The organism is Streptomyces sp. NPDC053673 (genome assembly GCF_055585225.1).
The window spans coordinates 44,520-65,163 of sequence record NZ_JBVJKN010000036.1 but is presented as its reverse complement, the minus strand read 5'-3'; the positions used below and the strand labels follow the sequence as shown (position 1 = coordinate 65,163).

Annotated in this window: 21 protein-coding genes; 18 read left to right on the top strand and 3 right to left on the bottom strand. The window is 67.0% G+C overall.

Translation table 11 applies throughout. The annotated features are described in order from the left end of the window. Positions 1-153 precede the first annotated feature (153 nt). Positions 154-636 carry a hypothetical protein gene (locus tag ACZ6ZQ_RS32880; protein WP_469772170.1) on the top strand — a complete coding sequence of 161 codons (483 nt, stop codon included), beginning with the start codon at positions 154-156 and terminating at the stop codon, positions 634-636. Here the strand turns inward: ACZ6ZQ_RS32880 and ACZ6ZQ_RS32875 are convergent. From ACZ6ZQ_RS32875 to ACZ6ZQ_RS32865, 3 genes are all read right to left on the bottom strand, one after another. Continuing rightward, positions 628-1,460, bottom strand: a protein-coding gene (locus ACZ6ZQ_RS32875; protein WP_469772169.1) for an IS5 family transposase whose coding sequence is annotated in 2 segments (ribosomal slippage) — positions 628-1,106 and positions 1,106-1,460 — 834 coding nt in all. Because the reading frame shifts where the segments join, the coding sequence is not laid out codon by codon here. The genes ACZ6ZQ_RS32880 and ACZ6ZQ_RS32875 overlap by 9 nt on opposite strands. A 39-nt stretch (positions 1,461-1,499) precedes the next feature. Then, complete coding sequence (locus ACZ6ZQ_RS32870) at positions 1,500-2,402, bottom strand: phosphotransferase family protein (protein WP_469772168.1); 903 nt, start codon at positions 2,400-2,402, stop codon at positions 1,500-1,502. A 30-nt stretch (positions 2,403-2,432) separates the two neighbouring features. After that, positions 2,433-3,824 (bottom strand): XRE family transcriptional regulator, encoded by a 1,392-nt coding sequence (locus ACZ6ZQ_RS32865; protein ID WP_469772167.1) that lies wholly within the window; start codon positions 3,822-3,824, stop codon positions 2,433-2,435. A 214-nt stretch (positions 3,825-4,038) separates the two neighbouring features. Between ACZ6ZQ_RS32865 and ACZ6ZQ_RS32860 the strand changes: the two genes are divergently transcribed. From ACZ6ZQ_RS32860 to ACZ6ZQ_RS32780, 17 genes are all read left to right on the top strand, one after another. Beyond that, positions 4,039-4,587: an ATP-binding protein gene (locus tag ACZ6ZQ_RS32860; protein ID WP_469772166.1), complete on the top strand. Its 549-nt coding sequence runs from the start codon at positions 4,039-4,041 to the stop codon at positions 4,585-4,587. Beyond that, positions 4,584-5,057: a hypothetical protein gene (locus ACZ6ZQ_RS32855; RefSeq protein WP_469772165.1), complete on the top strand. Its 474-nt coding sequence runs from the start codon at positions 4,584-4,586 to the stop codon at positions 5,055-5,057. Before ACZ6ZQ_RS32860 ends, ACZ6ZQ_RS32855 begins: the two co-directional genes overlap by 4 nt. Positions 5,058-5,288: 231 nt before the next feature. Continuing rightward, positions 5,289-5,939: a hypothetical protein gene (locus ACZ6ZQ_RS32850; RefSeq protein ID WP_469772164.1), complete on the top strand. Its 651-nt coding sequence runs from the start codon at positions 5,289-5,291 to the stop codon at positions 5,937-5,939. 359 nt (positions 5,940-6,298) lie between these two features. Continuing rightward, positions 6,299-6,469: a hypothetical protein gene (locus ACZ6ZQ_RS32845; protein ID WP_469772163.1), complete on the top strand. Its 171-nt coding sequence runs from the start codon at positions 6,299-6,301 to the stop codon at positions 6,467-6,469. Between the two features lie 9 nt (positions 6,470-6,478). Further along, complete coding sequence (locus ACZ6ZQ_RS32840; protein WP_469772162.1) at positions 6,479-6,907, top strand: hypothetical protein; 429 nt, start codon at positions 6,479-6,481, stop codon at positions 6,905-6,907. Next, positions 6,904-7,128 carry a DUF5999 family protein gene (locus ACZ6ZQ_RS32835; RefSeq protein ID WP_469772161.1) on the top strand — a complete coding sequence of 75 codons (225 nt, stop codon included), beginning with the start codon at positions 6,904-6,906 and terminating at the stop codon, positions 7,126-7,128. Before ACZ6ZQ_RS32840 ends, ACZ6ZQ_RS32835 begins: the two co-directional genes overlap by 4 nt. Beyond that, entirely contained in the window at positions 7,125-7,304 is a 180-nt protein-coding gene (locus ACZ6ZQ_RS32830; protein WP_469772160.1) for a hypothetical protein, read from the top strand. The genes ACZ6ZQ_RS32835 and ACZ6ZQ_RS32830 overlap by 4 nt, the downstream gene beginning before the upstream one ends. Positions 7,305-7,471: 167 nt before the next feature. Continuing rightward, entirely contained in the window at positions 7,472-8,437 is a 966-nt protein-coding gene (locus ACZ6ZQ_RS32825; RefSeq protein ID WP_469772159.1) for a D-alanine--D-alanine ligase family protein, read from the top strand. A 14-nt stretch (positions 8,438-8,451) separates the two neighbouring features. Continuing rightward, positions 8,452-9,093: a C39 family peptidase gene (locus ACZ6ZQ_RS32820; protein ID WP_469772158.1), complete on the top strand. Its 642-nt coding sequence runs from the start codon at positions 8,452-8,454 to the stop codon at positions 9,091-9,093. Next, complete coding sequence (locus ACZ6ZQ_RS32815) at positions 9,090-10,481, top strand: UDP-N-acetylmuramoyl-tripeptide--D-alanyl-D-alanine ligase (protein ID WP_469772157.1); 1,392 nt, start codon at positions 9,090-9,092, stop codon at positions 10,479-10,481. The genes ACZ6ZQ_RS32820 and ACZ6ZQ_RS32815 overlap by 4 nt, the downstream gene beginning before the upstream one ends. Positions 10,482-10,773: 292 nt before the next feature. Continuing rightward, positions 10,774-11,940, top strand: a complete 1,167-nt coding sequence (locus ACZ6ZQ_RS32810; RefSeq protein WP_469772156.1) for a methyltransferase domain-containing protein — start codon at positions 10,774-10,776, stop codon at positions 11,938-11,940. A gap of 761 nt (positions 11,941-12,701) precedes the next feature. Continuing rightward, entirely contained in the window at positions 12,702-14,351 is a 1,650-nt protein-coding gene (locus tag ACZ6ZQ_RS32805) for an FtsK/SpoIIIE domain-containing protein (RefSeq protein ID WP_469772155.1), read from the top strand. A 200-nt stretch (positions 14,352-14,551) separates the two neighbouring features. Next, positions 14,552-15,547: a C40 family peptidase gene (locus ACZ6ZQ_RS32800; protein WP_469772154.1), complete on the top strand. Its 996-nt coding sequence runs from the start codon at positions 14,552-14,554 to the stop codon at positions 15,545-15,547. 2 nt (positions 15,548-15,549) lie between these two features. Beyond that, positions 15,550-15,837, top strand: coding sequence for a hypothetical protein (locus ACZ6ZQ_RS32795; protein WP_469772153.1), 288 nt, complete (start codon positions 15,550-15,552; stop codon positions 15,835-15,837). Then, the gene (locus ACZ6ZQ_RS32790; protein WP_469772152.1) at positions 15,837-17,162 is read left to right on the top strand and encodes a hypothetical protein; all 1,326 of its coding nucleotides are present in this window, start codon (positions 15,837-15,839) and stop codon (positions 17,160-17,162) included. Before ACZ6ZQ_RS32795 ends, ACZ6ZQ_RS32790 begins: the two co-directional genes overlap by 1 nt. A gap of 142 nt (positions 17,163-17,304) precedes the next feature. Then, positions 17,305-18,387, top strand: a complete 1,083-nt coding sequence (locus ACZ6ZQ_RS32785; protein WP_469772151.1) for a hypothetical protein — start codon at positions 17,305-17,307, stop codon at positions 18,385-18,387. Next, a complete protein-coding gene (locus ACZ6ZQ_RS32780) occupies positions 18,384-20,582 on the top strand; it encodes a hypothetical protein (protein ID WP_469772150.1) in 2,199 nt (732 codons plus the stop codon). Before ACZ6ZQ_RS32785 ends, ACZ6ZQ_RS32780 begins: the two co-directional genes overlap by 4 nt. Positions 20,583-20,644: the final 62 nt, after the last annotated feature.

The window sequence follows — 20,644 nt, the reverse complement described above, 5'->3', positions numbered from 1 at the left end:
ACCTCGACAGATGTATCGGTCGGCGGAACTACACGAGCATGCCCGTCGATCTTGCTGCCGCACCGGGAAACTCCAAGATCCCCGACAGAGTCAAGCTAAGACGTCGTTTCTTATGGTGGTTCTTTGGGGCCCGAGCTGTGCAGGGATACTGCGGTGGTGCTGTTGACGTGGATCGCTGAGGTGGCGGACGAGCCCCTGGTACTGGAGCCTGCTGACCGGCGGGTGGAGTGGGAGACCAACACCTGGTCGCTGGGTGCGACGGACGAGGACAGGAGGTCGTTGTCCGTCTCCGAGGTGGTAGCTGCCTTCGAGCGGACTTCTTCTGCCATCCGGGGACGCGTTCGCGAGCTGGGCTTTTCCGAAGTGGCGACGTTCTATGTGTGGCATGACAAGCAGGCCGGGCAGCTCCGGTGCTCGACCGGTTCTGTGCCCCCGGATGTGTTGCCGTTCGGCGGTACCTATGTGGCTTCCGAGGACCTCGGTCCGGTCGTCGAGGGGTTTCTGACAGACAGCGAGCCGGGCGTCATCGCCTGGTCGGACCTGGACGACGTGCAGAGCCGCGCGGAGCAGACCGAGACCGAGCCGGAGGTCATGCCTTTCCGTGTCTGGGTCTGCAGCGTCGGAGCCTCACACTGACTGGTTCTGCCCGTCCACACGGACAAGTCGGCGGTGGCAGATGAGAGCCGCGGCTATGCCGGCGAAGGCAAGGAAGTGTTCAGCCTTGCGTTCGTAGCGGCGGTGGAGTCGGCGGCAGCCGGCGAGCCAGGACACGGTCCTCTCAACGACCCATCGGTGCCGCCCGAGTCGCTGTGAGGACTCGATCCCTTTGCGGGCGATGCGGTGGCGGATGCCGCGTTTGCGGAGCCATCTGCGCAGGTGGTCGTAGTCGTATCCCTTGTCGGCGTGCAGCTTCGCCGGACGGCGACGACGGGGTCCGCGGCGGGAACGAATGGGAGGGATACCCCGCACGAGCGGCTCAAGGCCCTGGCTGTCGTGCGTGTTGGCGCCCGAGATGCCCAGCGACAGCGGCAGTCCGTTCCGGTCCGTGATCAGGTGGATCTTCGATCCCAGCTTGCCGCGATCGGTCGGATTCGGTCCCGTCAGAGGCCCCCTTTTGCAGCCCGGAGGCTGACAGAGTCGATCGCGCACCGCGACCAGTCAAGCTCGCCGCGGGCGCCAAGTTCGTCGAGGATGACGCGGTGGAGCCGGGCCCAGACCCGGGCTCGGCTCCACTGAGCGAAGCGTCGATACACCGTCGGCCAACTCGGTCCGAACACCGGTGGGAGCTGCCGCCAGGTGCAGCCCGAGGTGGCCACGAAGATGATCGCGGCCAGGGCCTCGCGGTCACCGGCCCGCCGCCGGCCCCCGCCCTGCGGACGTATCACCTCCGTCGGCGGCACCACCCGCCGAAACAGCGCCCACAACTCGTCCGGCACCAGCCGCTCAACCAGATCCGTCATGCACGGTTCAACGAACGATCACGCCATAAGAAACGACGCCTAAAGGATGTTCCACATCATGGAGGTGTCCTCCTGGTGCAATCCCTCGATCCGGCGCTCTACCTCGCTGCGCGTGTGGGGTGCCTGGGCGATCTTCCGGGCGTTCGTGCTGATCATTCGCAGCTCGCGCAGGTCGCGGATCACAGGGAAGCCCGGCCAGGTGGTGACGTCGAAGCCGTAGGTGTCGACGAATGCTTGGTACTGCCCGGCTCCGTGCCTGAATCGCCGGCAGTGGATCTCGATGGTTGCGAGATCCCATTCACGGCGTCCGCGGGTCGCGGTGTCCCAGTCGCACAGTACGGCTCCGGGCTGAGCGTGTAGCGCGTTGCGGTGCTGCGGGTCTCCCTGGATAACAGTTTCGGGAAAGAGGAAGTCGACCTCGACCAGTTCCTTGGCCAGTAGTTCAAGTCGCTCGCTGAGGAATTTCCGTGTTGCCGTGGGCAGCATATGGGCGGCTGCGATTGACCGGCCGATGGACGTCACCGTGTCGTGCTCGGGGAGTTGAACGGGCGGGGCCGGCAGGTTGTGCAGCGTATGGAGCGGCTCTGCGAGTTGTTGGGCAGTCACCGGGTGGTCGGGCTGGGGAAGGTAGGTCCAGAAGGTAGCGGAATGGCCGTCCACGATGGCGGGCTGTGGCACGTCGTGGAGGGGGGAGGTAGGGAAGCCGAGGTCCATCAGCCACTGGACGAACCGTACGGTCCGCTCAACGTCCTCGTAACGAGAGCCGCGGCGTGCGATCTTGACGACTACGGGGTCGTGGCGGAGGCGCACAACGGCGTTGGTGTGCCCGCGGAGCACCTCAGCTCCTTCGCTGTCCAGGCCGACGGCTTCACAGGCCTGCTGGAGAACGTGACGCATTTCCCTCTCGCTGTAGCCGCCGTAGGCTGCCGCTGGTGCTGTCATAGGGCCAGGCTGTCATGAGCGGCCGGATTGTCACATCGATCCGCGAGGAAGCTCCAAGAGTTCACGCAGTTCCATGGCTGCGCGGGTTCGCCCGTTGACCCCAGGGAGTTCATCGATGACGTGACGTGCTCTGGCACCGACGATCGGCGTTCTATGGCCTTCGGGGACCTGTAAGTAGGTCTGAGCGGCCAGCTGGCAGGCTTCGGTGGCGCTGCGTTCATGGGCGAGACAGATCGCGGCTTCCAGCCGGAGAAGGGCGGGGTCGATGCCGGTACATGCCGGATATAGGGTCAGTGCCTCTTCCTGGACCTTGCGGGCGCGTGAGCCTTGGCCGAGGGCTGTGTAGGTGCCGCTCAGGTAGAGCAGGAAGCGACGCCACGGGAAGCCAAAGGCATCGTCGTCCGGGCTGGGCGGCATCCGGTCGTAGATGGTGCGGGCGTCGCGGATGCGGGCCTCGGCGTCGGCAGCGTTGCCTTGTTGGGCGAGCGCCCGGGCTTCAGCAGCGGCGGCGAATGCTGCCGTCGCGGAGGGGCGGTGCTTGGTCATGAGGCGCGCTTCGCGGGCCAGTGAGACGGCGGCGTTCAAAGGGCCGTAGTAGTAGGGCAGCATCGCGGCCTGGGCCCTTACCCTGGCTCGGAGCTCCAGGTTGCCGCTCTCTTCTGCAGCATGACGGGCTGTTTCGTACCAGCCCCGGGAACGGCGGTCGTCGCCTAGTTTCATCAGGGAGTCGGCGATGAGCGTGGCGAGCACAGCTGTCATCTCGGTCAGCCGGATCTGAACCGAGGTTGTCTGCCGCTCCGTGGAGTGGCTTTCCACCTCGGCGAGTTCCAGCAGAAGGTTGGAAAGCATCGTCGCCGGGGGCGTGTACAAGTACTCCTGCCTCATCAGCAGAAGCCGTTCTTCCAGGAGGTCGAGCTGACCGCCGGCCACGCTCCCTTGAGCCAGTGTCCGGTCAGTCGAACGACGGGCAGCATCGAGGTGGTCACTGAGCTGGGGTGGCACCGGCCCGGCGTCGTCGGGCTCGATGGTGGCTGCCGACTGGTTCGCACGCATCACCGTGGCCCCCGTGGTGGGGGTGGCCGAGGAGCTCAACCCCAGGTCGAAGGGGCTGCATTCGTAGTACTGGCACAGCAGATCGACTGTGGCGAGGCGCGGTGTCCTCCCGCCGGTTTCCCAGGAGCCGAGTTGGTCGCCTTCCACCTGCGGTCCGTGAGAAGCGCGTTGTTGTGCGAGCTGTCGCAGCTCCGAACCGGCTTGCGCGAGAGTCTTTCCGCGGGCGTAGCGTTGCGCGCGCAGCTTCGATACTCCGCAGTGCTCGTGGATCAGGACCGCGATCACTTGTGGCGCCTTGCCGGCAGCTTCCTCGCTCAGGCGAATCCGGCGCGCGCAGGTGGGCTTGTGGGGCTGTGTCGGAGTGGTCATCGCGAGACCTCCCAGGTCGCTTGGAACCCCCGCCGACAGAAAGCTACTCATCAGCCACCACGAGTATCCGGCGCTTCAGGCGGAAAATCCGCCTGATCCATCAACTCACCCTGTGGATACGCCGATTCCGGCGCCGACGTCGGTTGTGAAGCCCCGTTGCGAACGGTGAACCTGTCCTCCCGCCCGCATCCCACCGCATCGGAGAGGCAGCTTCATGACCGCATACATGGCGTCGTCGTCGAGTGAGTGGCGCCTGACCGCGTCGCCGGATCGCCTCCACCGTCGGCGCCGTGGCCAGCCGGACCTCCTGGACACCGATGCTGAAGGCCGTCTGGAATCGGGATGGGAGGTCAGCATCGAACGCTCGCCTGATGAGGATGGGGCGATGTCGCAGAAGGACATGCTGTGGCCGGGCTGCCTGCGTCGTATCGGTCTCACGCACCTGATGCGGTGGGAGCTCGGTTGCCTCGCTGACGATGTTGGCTACTTGATCAGTGAGCTGGTGACGAACGCTCTGCGCTATGGCGAGGGTGAGGCGATCAGCTTTCGCCTGCTCCGCCTTGCTGCCGGGATCCGGATCGAGGTCGACGACGGATCGGCGCAGCGGCCGCGCGCGAGCGCGGCCGGCCCGGAGGATGAGAGCGGCCGCGGTCTCCTCATCGTCGATGCCCTTGCGGATGCGTGGGGCGTCAGCCCGGATGGGCGCTGTACCTGGTGCACCCTTGGAGCTTCTACCGACGGGGCCGACGGGAGCGCATTATGAACGCCGTCGAGATCCCTGACGCGGAGTGGAGGAGCCGGTTATCGGGTCTCGTCCGCGCCTACCGGGATACCAGTCATCAGCACGTCACCAGGCCGCTGGGACGGGACTTCGACGTGGTGCTCACCGCCGCGGGGGAGGTCGGCGACGAACTGCTTCAGGTCATGGACGCTCAGCCTGGAGGCTGCGGCCCGGTCATTGGTGAGATGGGCCGACCCTGGCTGTACTGGCTTGTTCCGCCAGGGACACAAAGGAAAGGGTGGGACAACACCTTCGGTGCGTGCCTGAGCGCTCCCTGCCTGATCTCCTTCCCCCAGCTGGACCATGACGAGCCTCCGGGGCCGTACTGGGTGCGGCGGTTCAGACGCAATCAGCGAGTGGGCGCCGGCTATCTCGCCGGTGCCCTCAACCGAATCCAACCGGACCTGACCCCGTACCAGTCGCTCGGACTGGTTCTCGGGGTGCTGTCATGACGCCTCATCCCTGCGGCCGTGCAGCGCTCGCACTCATCCCGCACGCCCTCATCAGGCTTCGTGCCGTTCGCGGACGTCCTCCACGGCCCGCGGACAGCACGGATTCCCCTTCCCGTTCCCCGAGCAGACCCGGCTGTCTCGGCAGCCCGCACCACTCGGGGAACGGAAACCACCCCACCACCACCCTCCGCCAGGCCCGAACGGCTCCTGAAGCTCCCCCCCGAGGAGACCGTGCCGCCCGGGCGGAGGGCCAACCGAGGAACGCCCGTGTATGAGATCCGTCCCCTGACCGATGACGACTGGCATCCGCTGCTCGGCCTCGTCCAGGCCCGTGAGAGCTGGCTGCGCACCAGGGACCTGAGCGCCCCGTGCGGTGCGGGAGACCTGCTTGGCTGGGTCGGAAAGCACGGCACAGAGCGCTTCCCCACGGCGCTCACCGACGACGGCGAGATCTTCGCGGCCATGGCCCTGAGCTTCCGCAGCGCGCATCGCGCATGGCCGGATGCGAAGTCGGCGCTGTTCATCGAGGCTGCCTGGTCCGATCCAGCGCGGCGGCATGAGGGATCGGCCAAGCTGCTGACGCTCTGGCTGACTCACTGCGCGGCAACCATCGGCCGGAAGTGGGTGGGCTGTGCTGTTCCGCCGGGCGACCTGGCCCAGCACCTCCTCAATCTCAAGATCGACGGCCGATACCCCTGGAACCGGCTGCGGACGACGATCGACCCGCACGGGAACCGACTGTTTCTGCTGAGGGCAGCAGCCCAGCGCCGGCCCGGGCTGGAGCTGCTCATCTCTGGCACGTTCCAGCCGGACAGGGAGGAGCCAGAGGCAGATACTGCCCCGGGCGCCGAATACGCCACCGCACCCGATACCCCGGCCTGAAAGCCACCCACTTGGGCGCCGCAACCTCCTCGTTGCGCGGAGATGACCACCCAGCTGGCTTCCTCCGCACCCGCCGAACCCGTGATCGCCGACACGTGCACGGCCGGTCCCGGCATAACCCCGGTGGGGGAATAGAGCGGCCCTGCTCCTCGCATGTCCGCGCCGTCCCCTGTCGACGCAGGGAGCCGGGCCCCGGCCGCTCTCCAGCGTGAGCGGCGGCCGACCGAAACCTTCCCCCGCCTCGCCCGTACAGCGATGAAAGGCAGCATCCCGTGCATGCCACGACCGACAGCACCACAACCATCCCGCGCCGCAGGCCTGACACGGTCCCGTGGATGCCAGCATGGAGCAGAGAGACCATGATCGAGGCCTCGGTGGTCATCCGGCCGAGGGCGAGCGGGATCGCCTGCATGGACGAGCTCCCCACCGACCGCGGCGAACAGGACGCGCTGCTGCACCGCGGCCGCCGCCCCGCGCGCCCAGACAAGCGCGGCCGCCCCATATTCGGCGCCGTGCACACCAGCCGGTAGCGCCGCGCCATGCGGAAGCTGCTCTGCCACGTTTGCGGCAACAACGCGGACCGCAATGACCGGGGTGTCCTGTGGCTGCTGGACAACACCGCGGCGAACAGCCCGCAGGGCTGGCCGGAGGAAGAACTCACGGTTCATCCGCCGCTGTGCCTGGACTGTGCCGCGAAGGCCGTCCAGCAGTGCCCGGAGCTGGAGCACAAAGGCTTCACCGCAGTCCGGGTCCGCGATCCGCAGCCCTATGGCTACCGAGGACGGCTCTACGCCCGCGATCTCTCCCAGCCCGCGGCACCGATCCCGACTGTGGCGAAGGAGACGCAGAACCTGGCGTTCGAGGATCCCTCTCTGCCGTGGCTGCTCGCCGCCCAGTCCATCCTCTGCCTCGTCGGCTGCACCATCGTCGACCTGGACACGGAACTCGTCGTGGGAGGCATGCGATGACCGCGGCCGTACCGTGTCACCACCAGCCTGCGTGTCCGGCGGCGAACTCCACGGACAGGGAAGCCGCCCGTGTTGTGGCCCGCCACTTCGATCAGGGCTGGGCACTCCTATGTAATGGCGTACTTCTATTCGACGACACGGGGGAGCTTCTGCCCGACGGGAAGATCGTCGCGCCTCACCGAACTCTCCCCGCACCCGCGTTGACCTCGCCGGCGCCATGACCGACGGAGCCCGCGCCCGGCTCCTCCGCGGCCCGCTGATGCTGCTCACGGGCATCGCCCGCTGCTACGCACGCTGGACCCCAGCACATCCCATGGCGCAGCTCGCCGCGCACGAGGAAGCACAGTTCGCCTCGTTCGCCGTCGAGCGTGCCCGCGGCCGCACGCCGGCCTCATAGACCGCCGCTCGGCGTTCCGGAGTACTGGTCCGGTCCGGTGAGCGGTGCACACAAGGCGTCCCGGAGCGGGGTAAGCGGCCCGCCGGCCTTGGACAGCGAAGTGCGGGCACGGCACCCGCGCCGGGACGCCCTCGACTGGAGCACACCCCAATCCCGAGGGAGCGTACATGCCCACAACCCGTGACCACTCCGTCCTGCGTATCGGCGTCCTGTTCGGCGGCGACTCGCCCGAGCGGCCCGGCTCGGTCGCCTCGGCCGAGGCAGCCTGTAAGGCTCTGACCGTGCAGGGACTGACCGCGGAGCTCATCGACCTGACCGGCCTGGACCTCACTGCCCTGAAGGGCCGGATCGACGTGGCACTCCTGGCCTCGCACGGCTTGGGCGGCGAGGACGGCAAGATCCAGGGGGCGCTCGACACACTTCGGATCCCTTACAGCGGCTCGGGGGTGAAGGCCTCTGCCGTCGGCATGCACAAGCCCACGTTCAAGACCGCGGTGCGCGCCGCGGTGATCGATACCCCCCAGTGGCTGGAGATCCATCCCACCCACTCCACCGCCACCACGGTCACATCCGTCGCGATGTCGCTGGGCTTCCCGGTCTTCCTCAAGCCCGCCTCGGGCGGCGGAAGCCTGGAAGCCGGGATCGCTCGCAACGAGTCCGAACTGACCGCGCTGCTGGAGAGGAACCGGGAGCAGCCGTACACCGAGTACCTGGTCGAAGAGTTCGTCCCCGGCATCCCGGCCACGATCGGCGTGCTGGAGATCGACGGCAGGCCGACCACCCTGCCGATCCACACCGTGGAGACGGACCGGGAGTTCTACGACTACGAGGCCAAGCACGACCTGTCGCAGCGCCGCGAAACCTGCCCAGCCATCCTGCCGGATCTGACGGCGACGCAGATGAGCCAGGTCGCGCTGCGCGTCCACCGGCTGGTTGGCGCGCACGGCGTTTCCCGGGTCGACTTCCTGGTCTCTTCCAGCGGCCGTACTCCAGTCCTGGAGATCAACACCGTGCCGGGACTGTCCGAGCTCGGGAACCTCGCCACGATGGCCCATGCTGCCGGCATCTCGTACGAGGAGCTGATCGTGCACGTGTTGGACACGGCGTTCACGAAGCCCGCGTACGTGCCATAGGAGACTGTGGGGTCATGACTGGCTCCGCGACCACGCACCCTGTCCCGTATTACTCGCAGTGGGAGTCCGCCGACCTGGTGCCCGAGTTCGTCACGGGTACCAGGTCGGCGGCCGACGATCCGCTCTGGCAGAAGTCCGGTGCCGACAGCCGAGAGGAGTACGCGTTCTGGGCGCCGCGCATGTGCGGCATGGCCTGCCTGCGGATGGCCCTGGACTTCTGGGGCCATCCGGTACCCCCCTCGGTGCCACTGCTGCACGAAGCCCTTACCGCGGGAGCCTATGTGCGTACTGGTGAGACGACAGTGAAGGGCCTCATCTACGCACCGTTCGCCGACTGGGTCAAAAGCCGCTGGAACCTGCACGCTGAGGTCCGGCCCGAGCTGGCCGCCGAGGAGATCGACGCCCAAGTCGCGCGCGGGAATCTGCTGCTGCTCTCCGTCCACAAGACGATCCGCACCCTCGATGCGGCGCCGGCCGGGCGCGGCGGGCACCTGGTGCTCGCCGTCGGCTCCGGCCCCGGCGGCGTTGTACTGCACAACCCATCCGGCTTTCCCGGACGGTCCCAGGAGTTCCACACCGTGCCCTGGCCGGACCTTGACCGGTTCTTCGCCGGCCGCGGTGTCGTGCTGGGGCCCACTGCGCAAGGAGCCTCATGATCCCCCTGACCCTCGCCGGCATCGCCCAGGTCACCCGCGGCCGACTCCATAACATCCCCGATGCCAACGCCCTGGTCACCGGCCCCATCTCGTTCGACTCCCGGGACATCGCGGACGGCGGTCTGTTCGCGTGCCTCAAGGGCCGCACCCTCGACGGGCACGACTTCGCCGCCCAGGCCGTCACCGACGGAGCCGTGGCAGTCCTCACCAACCGGCCAGTCGACGCGCCCGCCATCATCGTCCCCGACGTACTCGACGCCATGGGGCACATCGCCCACGCCGTCGCCAACGACTACACCGGCACCGTCATCGCGGTGACCGGCTCGGCGGGCAAGACCTCCACCAAGGACATCCTCGAAACGGTCCTCACCCTGGATGGCCCGACGGTGGCCAACATTAGGTCCTTCAACAACGAGATCGGCTTCCCTGTCACCGTCTCCCGCGTGCTGCCCACCAGCCGCTACCTGCTGCTGGAGATGGGCGCACGCGGCAAGGGCCACATCGCATCCCTGTGCCAGATGGTCCGCCCCCGCATCGCCACCGTTCTCGGTATCGGCTCCGCGCACGTCGGCGAGTTCGGCAGCAAGCAGGCCATCGCCGACGCCAAAGCCGAAATCGTCCGCACCCTGCCCGAGCACGGTGTCGCCGTCCTCAACGCCGACGACCCGCTGGTTGCGCCCATGGCCCGCGAAACCACGGCCCGCGTCCTCACCTTCGGCACCACCAGCACATGCGACGTGCGGGCGGACGACATCACGGCCGGCGCCGACGGCCACCCCACCTTCGTCCTCAGGCACGCCGACCAGGAAGCACACGTAACGCTCAGCCACATCTACGGGCGCCACAACGTCACCAACGCTCTCGCCGCGGCAGCGACCGCCATCGCCGCAGGCGTTCCCTTCGACCGCATCGTCCACGGACTCGCAACCGCAGCGCTGTCCTCCGGCGGACGCATGGAAGTCACCAGGCGCACCCACGACGGCGTCACCATCATCAACGACGCCTTCAACGCCAGCCCGGAATCCGTCCTCGCAGCCCTGGACGCCCTCGCCGACATCGCCGGACGTGAAAACCGCCGCATCGCCGTCCTCGGAGAGATGGCCGAACTCGGCGATCACGCACTCGACTGGCACGACAAGGTCGCCCGCAAGATCATCACCACCGGCGTCCACCACACCATCGTCATCGGCGGACACCACGCCCAGCACATGATCACCACGATCCGGAACAGTGGCCTGAACGCCACCCACGCCGACCCCGCCACCACTCTCGCGGGACACGTCAACGCCCACCTCCAGCCCGGAGATGTGATCCTCGTCAAGGGAGCAAACGCACTACGGCTGGAAGTCGTGGCCCGCGAACTGGCCACCATGACGCTCCCGACCTGAAACAGCCAGCGGACCCGTGCGGATCGCTTGCCGACTCCCGACAACGGCTTCACCCGTACGGGTGAGAACTGCTGTGCGTCACAGGGTTCGTGCCTGCCAGGTCGGCCGTATGTGCTCTGCCGATCACGGCGCTGATGTATCTACCGTGGGTCGCCAGACGTCGAGGAGGGTTCCCATGGTTGTCGTGGAGGGGAAACACCGATCACCGATCGGGGATGACGGGCATCAGCCGAACCGGCCCGTACCGCCACCGCCCCCTCCGCCGCCCGCCCCCGACAAGAAGTAGCCAGCGATGACGACCGCTCCCGCCACGTACGTCGACCAGCTGCTCGCCGACATCGCCAAGCATCTCGACCAGTCCCTCCCCGCGGAGCTCGCCCGCGCACTTCGGGCCGTACCCCGGCACCAGTTCCTGCCCGACCGGCTGTGGCTGCGCGACGGCAATGGCGGCTACGGTCCTTGCGACCGGGCCATCGATCCGGACGGCTGGATGACGGCTGCGTACTCCGACGCGCCGCTGGTCACGCAGTTCACCGACGCGGCGCCGTCGTCGGCGGCGTCGATGCCGTCGATGGTGCTGCGGACGCTGCAGCTGGCCGAACTGGGCTCACCCGCCGGGCTGCAAGAGCCGCGACGGCGGTCCGTGATCGAACTCGGGACCGGTACGGGCTTCAACGCAGCGCTGTTGTGCGAACTCCTTGGCGATGGGGCGGTCACGACCGTCGAGCTCGATGCCGCCCTCGCCGACCGCGGCGAGCGGAACCTGAAGGCCCTCGGGTACGCACCGACCGTCGTCCGTGCCGATGCGGCGGCCGGCTGGCCAGCCGCCGCGCCGTACGAACGGGTCGTGGCGACGTTCTCCGTTGACCGGATCCCCCAGGCCTGGCTCGCGCAGACGGCACCTGGCGGACTGATCGTGACGCCATGGACGTCGTCGTGGTGCCGGTACGGGACACTCGCGCTGACAGTTGGCCAGGACGGCTCCGCATCGGGGCGGTTCCATCCCTTCGCGTCGTTCATGCCCATGCGACACGTCACGACCACGCTGGACCCCCACCAGCGCGTTTCTCATGGGTCCGCCGACGGCAACCGCACCACGTCAACAACCGCCGTATCCCCGTGGGCAGTCGCAGGAGGCAACCTGGCGGCCGAATTCCACCTCGGCCTCACCGTCACAGGCGCCTCCTACTCCTGGGACACCAGCGGCGAACACGCCCCCACCCGCCTCGACATGCGGGATGACACCGGCTCGTCCTGGGCCACGGTCGACTACGACGGCCACCAGGCAGACCTGTTCACCGTCACCCAGTCCGGCCCGCGGCGCCTTTGGGATGAGATCGCCGTTGCGTACAGGCGATGGGAGAACCTCGGTAAGCCGACCGTAGACCGGTATGGACTGACCGTACAGCCCGACGCCACGACGGTGCTGTGGGTGGACAACCCTACTCAGTACCTCTGATCCGCACCGCTCTGACCGCGGTGAACTTTTCTGGCTAGCCGGCTCGCTCTCGCGTCAGCCGCTACTCCTCAGACTGTGGCTCGGCGACTGGCGTCTGAGCCGTTCCAACCAATCGAACGTCGGGGAGGCAGGGCGGGGCCGCCTGCGGAGCGCTCTATGCCGCCGAGACGGAACCCCGCTGATCGCTCTCACGGAATTTGTGCCTGATTCCCGCTGAATGATGCGCAGCTCGGTGTGGTGCTGCGGCATCTCTGCTACAGCGACGACCCGCCCTGCTCGTACCGCCGGGCCGTGGCCGCTCCGCCGCTGCGGATTCTTCGGGTCCGAGGAGCGCGTACGCCGCGTGTGGAGCGCGGAAGTCCTCACCGAGGCGACCGAGGCCGAGACCGACGAAGAGACCGAAGACAGCGACGCTGTCTGATCACACCAGCGCAGATGTGGCAGTGGCAACGGCAGTGTCAGTGCGCGATGCAAGAGTCGTATGACGATGCATGAGACGCAGGAGAACGTGAACACCCCGCCCGTCCGGCACCACCGATGCAGCCCAGCCGAAGCGTTCGGCTGGGCTGTGTCGCGACTGCCGGAAACCACGCAGTCGAGCGCAGCGCAGACCCGGCGAGCCATTCGGTGAGCAAATTCTGACTCAGTTCTGTTGCAGATCTGCAGGGCAGATCCGGAGAAGCCTGACAAATCGTCAATTTGCACTTGCATAGGCTGGTTATGATCGGGTAATTCCTTGATCCCGAAATACAGGGGGGAGTATGGGAAAGAAGAAGCAGCACCGCGACCGGCACGACGACCGTGACGAAGACATCTACGGCCACACAGCGGGCGCAATCGGCGGCCTGGTCATGGTCCTGGGAGTGCTGTTCGCCATCAAGGACAAGACGGGCCTGTCGTGGCCGGCCACGGTCATCCTCACCGCGGCCGTGCTGGTCGCCCTCGGCTACGCGGCCTGGTGGGTCAAGACCGAAGTGATGCGCAGGTGGGCCAGAAGGCCCGCTGAGGCCCCGCCCGTGGCCACGGCGCAGGCATCCCCGCCCGGGGCAACGGATGACGCTCAGGCGGCCGTTGTGACGCATCCGGAGCTGACGGCCGCCCTGGTTCGTACCGGTGCGATCGGCAAGGACGAAGTCATCCCCCTGCACGACGTCCGCGAGGACGTTCTGCCGGGCATCGGGAAGCGGTACACGTTCCTGGTGCCTGAGGGCCGCACCCATGAGGACGTCGCCAAGCAGCTCGGGCGGATCGCGTCGATGCTCGGTGTCACCCGGCTTCACCTCAAGCTGGAGACCTCCCGGCACACCGAGCGGGAAGTCACCTTGCTGAAGTTGAACGAGCCGCCGTTCAGCCGCCTTTTCGAGCCGCCGAACCGCAAGGAAATCCAGGCATTCGACGGGATCCCTCTCGGGCACGAGGTTACCGGCGCTCTGTTCGGGGTGCCGACGTTCGACAAGGCATCCATGCTCATCGCCGGTATGACCCAGATGGGTAAGACCACCCTCGCCAATGGCCTCATCACATGTCTGCTGGTCGCCTATGGCGATGACTTCGACATGGTCTTGCTGGACGGGAAGTTCGTCGGGCTGGCGAGGTTCGCACAAATCGCCCTCCGTTACGAGGCGTCCAGCGATCCGGCCGTCCTGGAAGACATCCTCGATGAACTGCTTGCCCTCGTGGACAAGCGGTACACCGAGAAGAAGAACGCCATCCTTGAGCGGAAGCCGGAGCCGAAGTTCCGGCATCTCTTCTTCATCATCGACGAAGCGGCAGACTTCTACGTCGACAACGGCACCAAGGGGTCGAAGGATCTGGTTGCGAGGGTCGAGGACAAGTCGCGGTCCCTGGTCGCGAAGGCACTGGAGTCCGGCGTTTCCGTGATCATGCTGACACAGCGGCCGGACAAGGACGCGATTCCGGTCAATGTCAGGGCTCAGTTCCAGTACCGGATGTGTCTGTACGTCGATTCGGAAGGTGCGGCGAAAGTCACCCTCGGCGACTCCTATTTCACCACGATGGCGCCGATCAATCCCGTACTGCTCAACCCTGAGATCAAGGGCCAAGCGGTCCTGTTCGCGCGCGGTGCTTCCACTCTCATCAGAGGTTTCAGCTTCCGGGATGAATTCGTCTGGGAAGTGATCGACGAAGCGTGCGAGCGGCGTAAATCGCGGTTCATGGCTGCTCCGGATTCCCCGCTCAAAAAAGCGATTGACCTGATGCGGGACAAGGGGGTTGAGTTCATGGCGACGGCCGATCTGGCACCAGCAGTCGGCATCATGGAATCCCGGCCCAGCGAGCGAGGACGTCAGCTTTCAAAGCTGTTGGGTGTTTCGCCGGGCAAGGACGAGTCGGGAGTGGTCCGCGGCTATTGGCTGTCCGACCTCACAGCCGCCCACAGGGCCGGTTCCTGACCGGGCTCCTGGTCCGCCAGGAGTCTGCTGAAAGTCCGCTGAGTACCCGCTGGAAGTCCGTCCAGCGGCGGATCATCCCGCCGCTCGGGCGGGTCGCCGGCGGACCGCCAGCGGACTCCCAGCGGACACAGAATCCTTCGCTGAACAGGGAGAACACCAAACAACTGAAGGAAGGGGGGAAGTTCGTGAGATCTGGCGCTGTGGCAGCCGCAGTCGGCGCGGGGGCGACCGCGGTCGTCATCGTGGCCGCGCTCATCCAGGCCGCCGGCGACAACCCGATCCTGAACGACGCGCTGAGTATCAGCGTGCCGGCCGAGTACCAAGAGCTGATAGAAGAGGCGGGAAGCACCTGCCCCGAAGCCACGCCGAATCTCTTAGCCGCGCTTCTCACGCAGGAATCGGGGTTCAATCCCAAGGCTCAATCACCGGTCGGTGCGCAGGGTATCGCCCAGTTCATGCCGTCCACGTGGGAGAGCAGCGGAGTCGACGGTAACGGCGACGGAAAGCGCGACGTCTGGGATCCCGAGGACGCCATCCCGTCGTCGGCGAAATACCTGTGCAGTATTGCCGAGGACGTGAAAGACGTTCCGGGCAACAAGCAGAACAACATGCTCGCCGCATACAATGCGGGCACGGGCGCCGTACTGAAATACAACGGTGTCCCTCCCTACAAGGAGACACAGAACTACGTCCGCTCAATCAGCGCCCTGGCGGGCCAGGGCAGTAAGGGCGGAAAACCCGGAACGGCCGTCACCGCACAACAGGGTGCAACGGCCCTGAACGCGGCTCAGAAAATGATCGGCACCCCGTATTCGTGGGGTGGCGGTAACGCGTCCGGACCGAGCACCGGTTCCTGCTGCTCTCCGAATGGCAGTTCCGGAGCGAATACGCTGGGCTTCGACTGCTCCGGGCTCACCGTGTACGCGTATGCCAAAGTCGGCATCACCCTGCCCCGTACCGCGGCAGCGCAATACGCCGCATCCAAGCCGGTAAAGCGCAGCGAGATGCAACCCGGCGATCTGGTGTTCTACGGCGACAGTGCGGCCAGCATTCACCACGTCGGCCTTTACGTCGGTGGCGGATGGATGCTCGATGCCCCCAAGCCGGGCGCCAAAGTCCGCTTCTCCAAGCTCAGTTCGATGTCCGACCTTTTCGGCATCGCCCGCCCCGTACACGACACGACAGAGGAGATCTGAACATGCAAAAGTCCATCATCCTGGCCAAGGGGCAGGACTTCTCCACGGGCTTCGTCGACTTCTTCGACTCCATCGGAATGACCGGGGGCGGCCTGGTCACCAAGGGAGTCGCCGCAGTCATCGCAGTGATCGCCGTCAAGATGCTGCTCGGCACGCCCAACGACCCCAAGAACGCGCTGCGCAAGGGGTCCATGGCGGTCGGCGTTCTGTTCGTGGCCGTCATCCTGGCGATCTACGGTGCCGACCTGTTCGGCACCGTCACCAACCCGGGCGCAGGCGGGAAGAACTGATGCCAGAGAAGGAGGATCCCTGCGATCTCCTGAAGGGCACGCCGGCCTACGACTACTGCGAGAGCGACGGTCACGAAGGGGTCGACCCAGACGCCCCTGATGGAGCTGACGGCGGGGTCGGGCTGACCGACGGAGCCTCCGACCACGTCCAGGACCTGGCCGAATGGCTCATCAAGAAGATCCAGAGTCTTGTCGCGCCTGGCAAGACGTGGGCTCCGGAAAACGCCGACAACGGGTTGTTTGCGCCGTTCTTGTGGCTGGGCCAACATCTGGCCGTCGCCATTTTCACCTGTGTGGTTGTCGTGTGTGCCCTGACCGCGTGGCAGGGCGCACCGCGCCTCAAGCAGATGGGCCACTCAACCGGGTGGACGCTCGTAGCCGTGGCCGGCATGGCGTCCGTCCCGGGGGTGATGACGGTCCTCAACACGGCCGTGAGCCAGGGATTCACGAAGGCCTTCAGCTCGAACGAGTCCACGCTGTTCGGCGCCATCACCAAGGACCTCAAGAACGGCGCGGACTCGGGAAACCCCCTGGCCATCCTGATCATCACCGCCGCGTTGGTGGTCGCCCTCGGCTTCGCCGCCCTGGTGTTCATGACACGGAACCTCGGGATTCTGGCGTTCGTGTGCATGGCACCGCTTGTGATTGCCTCCCTGGCCCGTGGGGGCGACATGAGTGCGGTTCAGGCGTGGGCGCAGCGGCTGTTGGGGCTCATGTTCGCCCCGTTCGCTCTGCTCCTGGTCTCGCCGTTCGTGCCCATGGTCAAGGGCGCGCTGGTGATGGACGCGGTCCTGTTGGTTGCCGCGGACGTTCTGATGTTGCGGATGATCTCCCATGGTGTGCCGTACTTCGGGCCCCGTCTGGCCCGTGCAGCGCGGTCGATGGTGGAGAACCGCGTGAGCAGCCCGCTTGCGCGGGCGGCCGTCCGGGCGGGTGTGCCGGACTTCTACGAGCAGGAGAACACCCCCCGCGGCCCGCGCACGGTGGCCACCCCGGTCCGTGCCGTGGCGCAGGACGGTGACGTCCTGGCCGCCGCGTACGGGGTCAGGATGCGCAAGCGGCCTGGGCGGATGACGACGGAGTCGGCCATCGCGCAGATCAACCGCGACGGGGAGCGTCAGGCGCAGGTGATGGCTGCGCGCCGGGATGCCCGTGCCGCCCACACCCCGCCCCGTACCAACCCCCGCGCCCCTTCCACCGGTTCGAACCCGTCCACTCCGTCCACTTCGTCGACGCCGACCAGGACCAGGACCACGCCGCCGTCGCCCAGCTCGGGCCCGGCATCCGGCCCCGGCCCGGCGTCGGGCGGGCCGACCACCCCATAGAGAAGAAGTTCGAACCCGTCCACTCCGTCGACGCCGACCAGGACCAGGACCACGCCGCCGTCGCCCAGCTCGGGCCCGGCATCCGGCTCCGGCCCGGCGTCGGGCGGGCCGACCACCCCATAGAGAAGAAGGAGGAAGTGCCGTGTACTCCCTGACCCCCGGCTATCGCGTCCCTGCCATCCAGCGCGGGCTGAGCCCTCTGGAGACCCTGCTGACGAAGGTGAACGCCGGGGCAGGGGGCGCCATCATGGCCTCGGCGATGCTCCAGCCGCCGCCGATCTGGACGTTCGGCGCGGTCGCCGCCGCAGCCGGATTCATCAACATCGCGCCGGGACCCCGCTCGCTCGCCCGATGGGCCGCGGTCGGCATCCGGCACTGGCGCGAGCGCACCACATCCCGCCTGGGCACGATCGAGGGCGCGACTAGGACGTGGACCCTGTACCCGTACCACGGCACCATGCAGGATGCCGTGCTGAGGGCAGGGTTCCATGAGACCTTCGGCCGCGCGCTGACGTATGTGGGCAACCAGTCCCGCAGTGCGGGCATTCAGGTCCACGTCACCCATCACGCGATGGTGGGTGACGTCACCACTCACACGCAGACGATCTCCGTGCACATTCCCAAGGGCGTGATCGCCCGCCCGGAGCGGGTCCTGAACACGATCGGGAGGGAGTTCAGCAAGCTCGGCGCGCTGACCGAGATCACGCCCGAACCGGTTTTGGCTGTCACCGACCGTGCCTCTGACTGGGCCGCGCTCGAAGACGGCCGGTACGCGGCGACCGCCCGGATCACCGCCTGGCCGCACACGAGCACCGGGACCTTGATGCCTGATCTCCTGTTGGAGCAGAAGAAGGACCGGATCAGGGACCGTTCCTTCTCGGTGCTGTACCGGCCGATGCCGGCGGCCCAGGCCCGCCGCTCGGCGAAGTGGACGAAGGCCGCCGGCGAGGCGTTCACCACCGACAACGTCAAGAAGGACGAGAACCAGGAATCCAGCGGCACCACGCACGACGCGTTGGTCCAGGGCGCCACGCTCGTGGATATCGACGCCTTCCTGACCGTCTGGGGCGACAGCTCCGAGGACGTCACCGAAGCACGCTGGGACACCCAACTGGATGCCGATGAACACCGTCTGCGGCTCGACTGGCTCTTCGGCCAGCAGCACCGCGCCCACGTGATGACCACCCCGCATGGCGCAGCCACCCGGAAAGGGGCGATCCTGTGATCCGTCTGCCCTCCAACCATGTCGCGATCACCGCGCCGCTCGTCGCGTCCAGCACGGCCTTTCCCGGCATCGAGATCGGCCGCTCGACCACCGACGGCCGGCCGTTCCGCCTCTCGCCCGTGCTGGTCAGCTCCGCGGTTCTGCCCTCGACCAACTCGATCGCGCTGGGCATGCTCGGCTCGGGCAAGTCGACCACCGCGAAGGTGCGGGCCCACCGCGAGATCTTGCACCACGATCACCAGTACGTGGTCATCGACAGCCGTGGGGAGCAGCAGGAGAACCAGGCCAATTCCGGCGAGTGGGCGCCCTTGACTCATTCCCTCGGCGGCAGGGTCATCGAGGCCGGCGAGTTCACGCTCAACCCCTGCTCGCCGCTGTTCCCGATCGAGGTCCGCGAGCAACTGATTCGCTCGCTGATCTCCGCGGTTGAGCCCGCGGCCCTCACCACGCAGGCTGCCCACGCACTCCAGCACGGTCTCAACAGCCCCAAGGCCTCGACCCTGGGCGGCCTGGTCGACGTCCTGCTGACCCCGGAGGACGGACGGTGGCCGGCTGCCAAGCTCGCCGAGTGGGGCGAGGGCGTCGTCATCGCCCTTGACCGCTACGTCAACGGATCACTGCGCGGCCTGTTCGACGGGCCGAATGCGGGCCTGCCAGAGACCGACCTGCCGATCGTCTCCTTCGACTTCACCCGCCTCGACCGGAACTCCCCGGCGATCCCGGCCCTGATGGCCGCTATCTCGTGCTGGGTCGAACACGTCTGGCTCAAGCAGTCGACCGCGGTGCATCGGCACCTGGTGATCGAAGAGGCCTGGCAGGTCCTGCTCTCACCGGCCACCGCCGAACTGATCCAGCGACTGCTCAAGAACTCCCGCAAGGATGCGCTCTCGGTGGACGCCGTGATGCACACCCTGTCCGACCTCGGCGACGGCCGCGCCCAGGACCTCGCCCGCCTGTGCGAGATCGCCCACATCGGCCGCCTCGGCCCCGAGGAAGCCCTCAAGGTCGGCACTCTGCTCGACCTGCCCGCCTGGGCGATTGAGAAGATCCCGACCCTCGAACCCGGCGAGGCCGTCTGGAAGGTCGGCCCTGACTACGTCGACGTCATCCAGACCGTGATCAGCGAAGACGAGGCCAAGCTCACCGACACCTCCAGCCGGCGCCGCAAGGCCCAACAGGCCGCGCTCGCCGAAGAAGAGCCCGCCCTCGAAGCAGAGCCCGCGGTGACCCTGGACGAAGCAGAGCCCCCCGTGATCCTCGACAAGGACACGGCGACCTCCCAGGACGTCTACGAGTACGACGAACCCGGCCTCGATGAGGACGGGTGGGGCTTCGAGCTGCCACCGAACACCATCGACACCGTCTACACCGGACAGCGCCTCGACCACCGGCACCAAGCCGTTCTGCTGGCCGCGCAGGCCGGCCGCCTCAACGAGGCCGCGGGCCTCGCCGCGGTCGGTGAACGGGAGGACATCACCACCCACGGCATCAACTCGCCCCAGGTGACGACCTGGCTCGTCACTCGCGCGGAGGTAGCAGAACTGTCCGGGAACAAGGACCAGGCCGCGCACCTGCGCGCTACCGTCACCCGCATGGGCAACAACGGCGAGTGGTTCGAGAGGACCGACGACTCTGCGGGACAGTGGCATCGGGTACCAGAGCCGCCGAGACCCGAACCCACAAGCGCAGTTGACGATCACCCCCGCGGACGTAGGCGCACCTGGCCCTACGTCGCCGCCATCGCAGCCCTGGCACTCACCACCGCCGGCGTACTGCAGAACGCGGACGAGAGGGAACAGCGCGAAGAGCGACAGGAGAAGGTGTCCGCCTACAAGGGACGTTCGGGCGCCAATCTGGTCATGGACTCAGTCGATGCAGACGTGGTCGCGCATTGGACCCGAGACCGAGACAGCGTGATCGTCGAACTCCGTGCCTCCTTCGACCCGAATGCTAAGTACCTACGCATCGACGGTGCCGGGAAGAGCGCCCAGAGCATCAAGGAGGATTGGTATCCGGAGGCCCCGGAGATCAAGATCCCGGTGAAAGATCCATACGCAGACGTGACGGTGCACGTAGCGATAGGCGGGAAGAGCTGGAAGGAAGGTTCTCGGGCCCCTTCCCGGACTGTCCGCCTGTCCCCGACCGGTGCCGCGTTCGACGCCGAGACCGGAGAGCGCCTGCCATCCGATCTCTGAGCGCCGCCGATCACACGAATGCGCCCTCCCGGGCTTCGGGAGGGCGCATTCGTGCGTTAGGC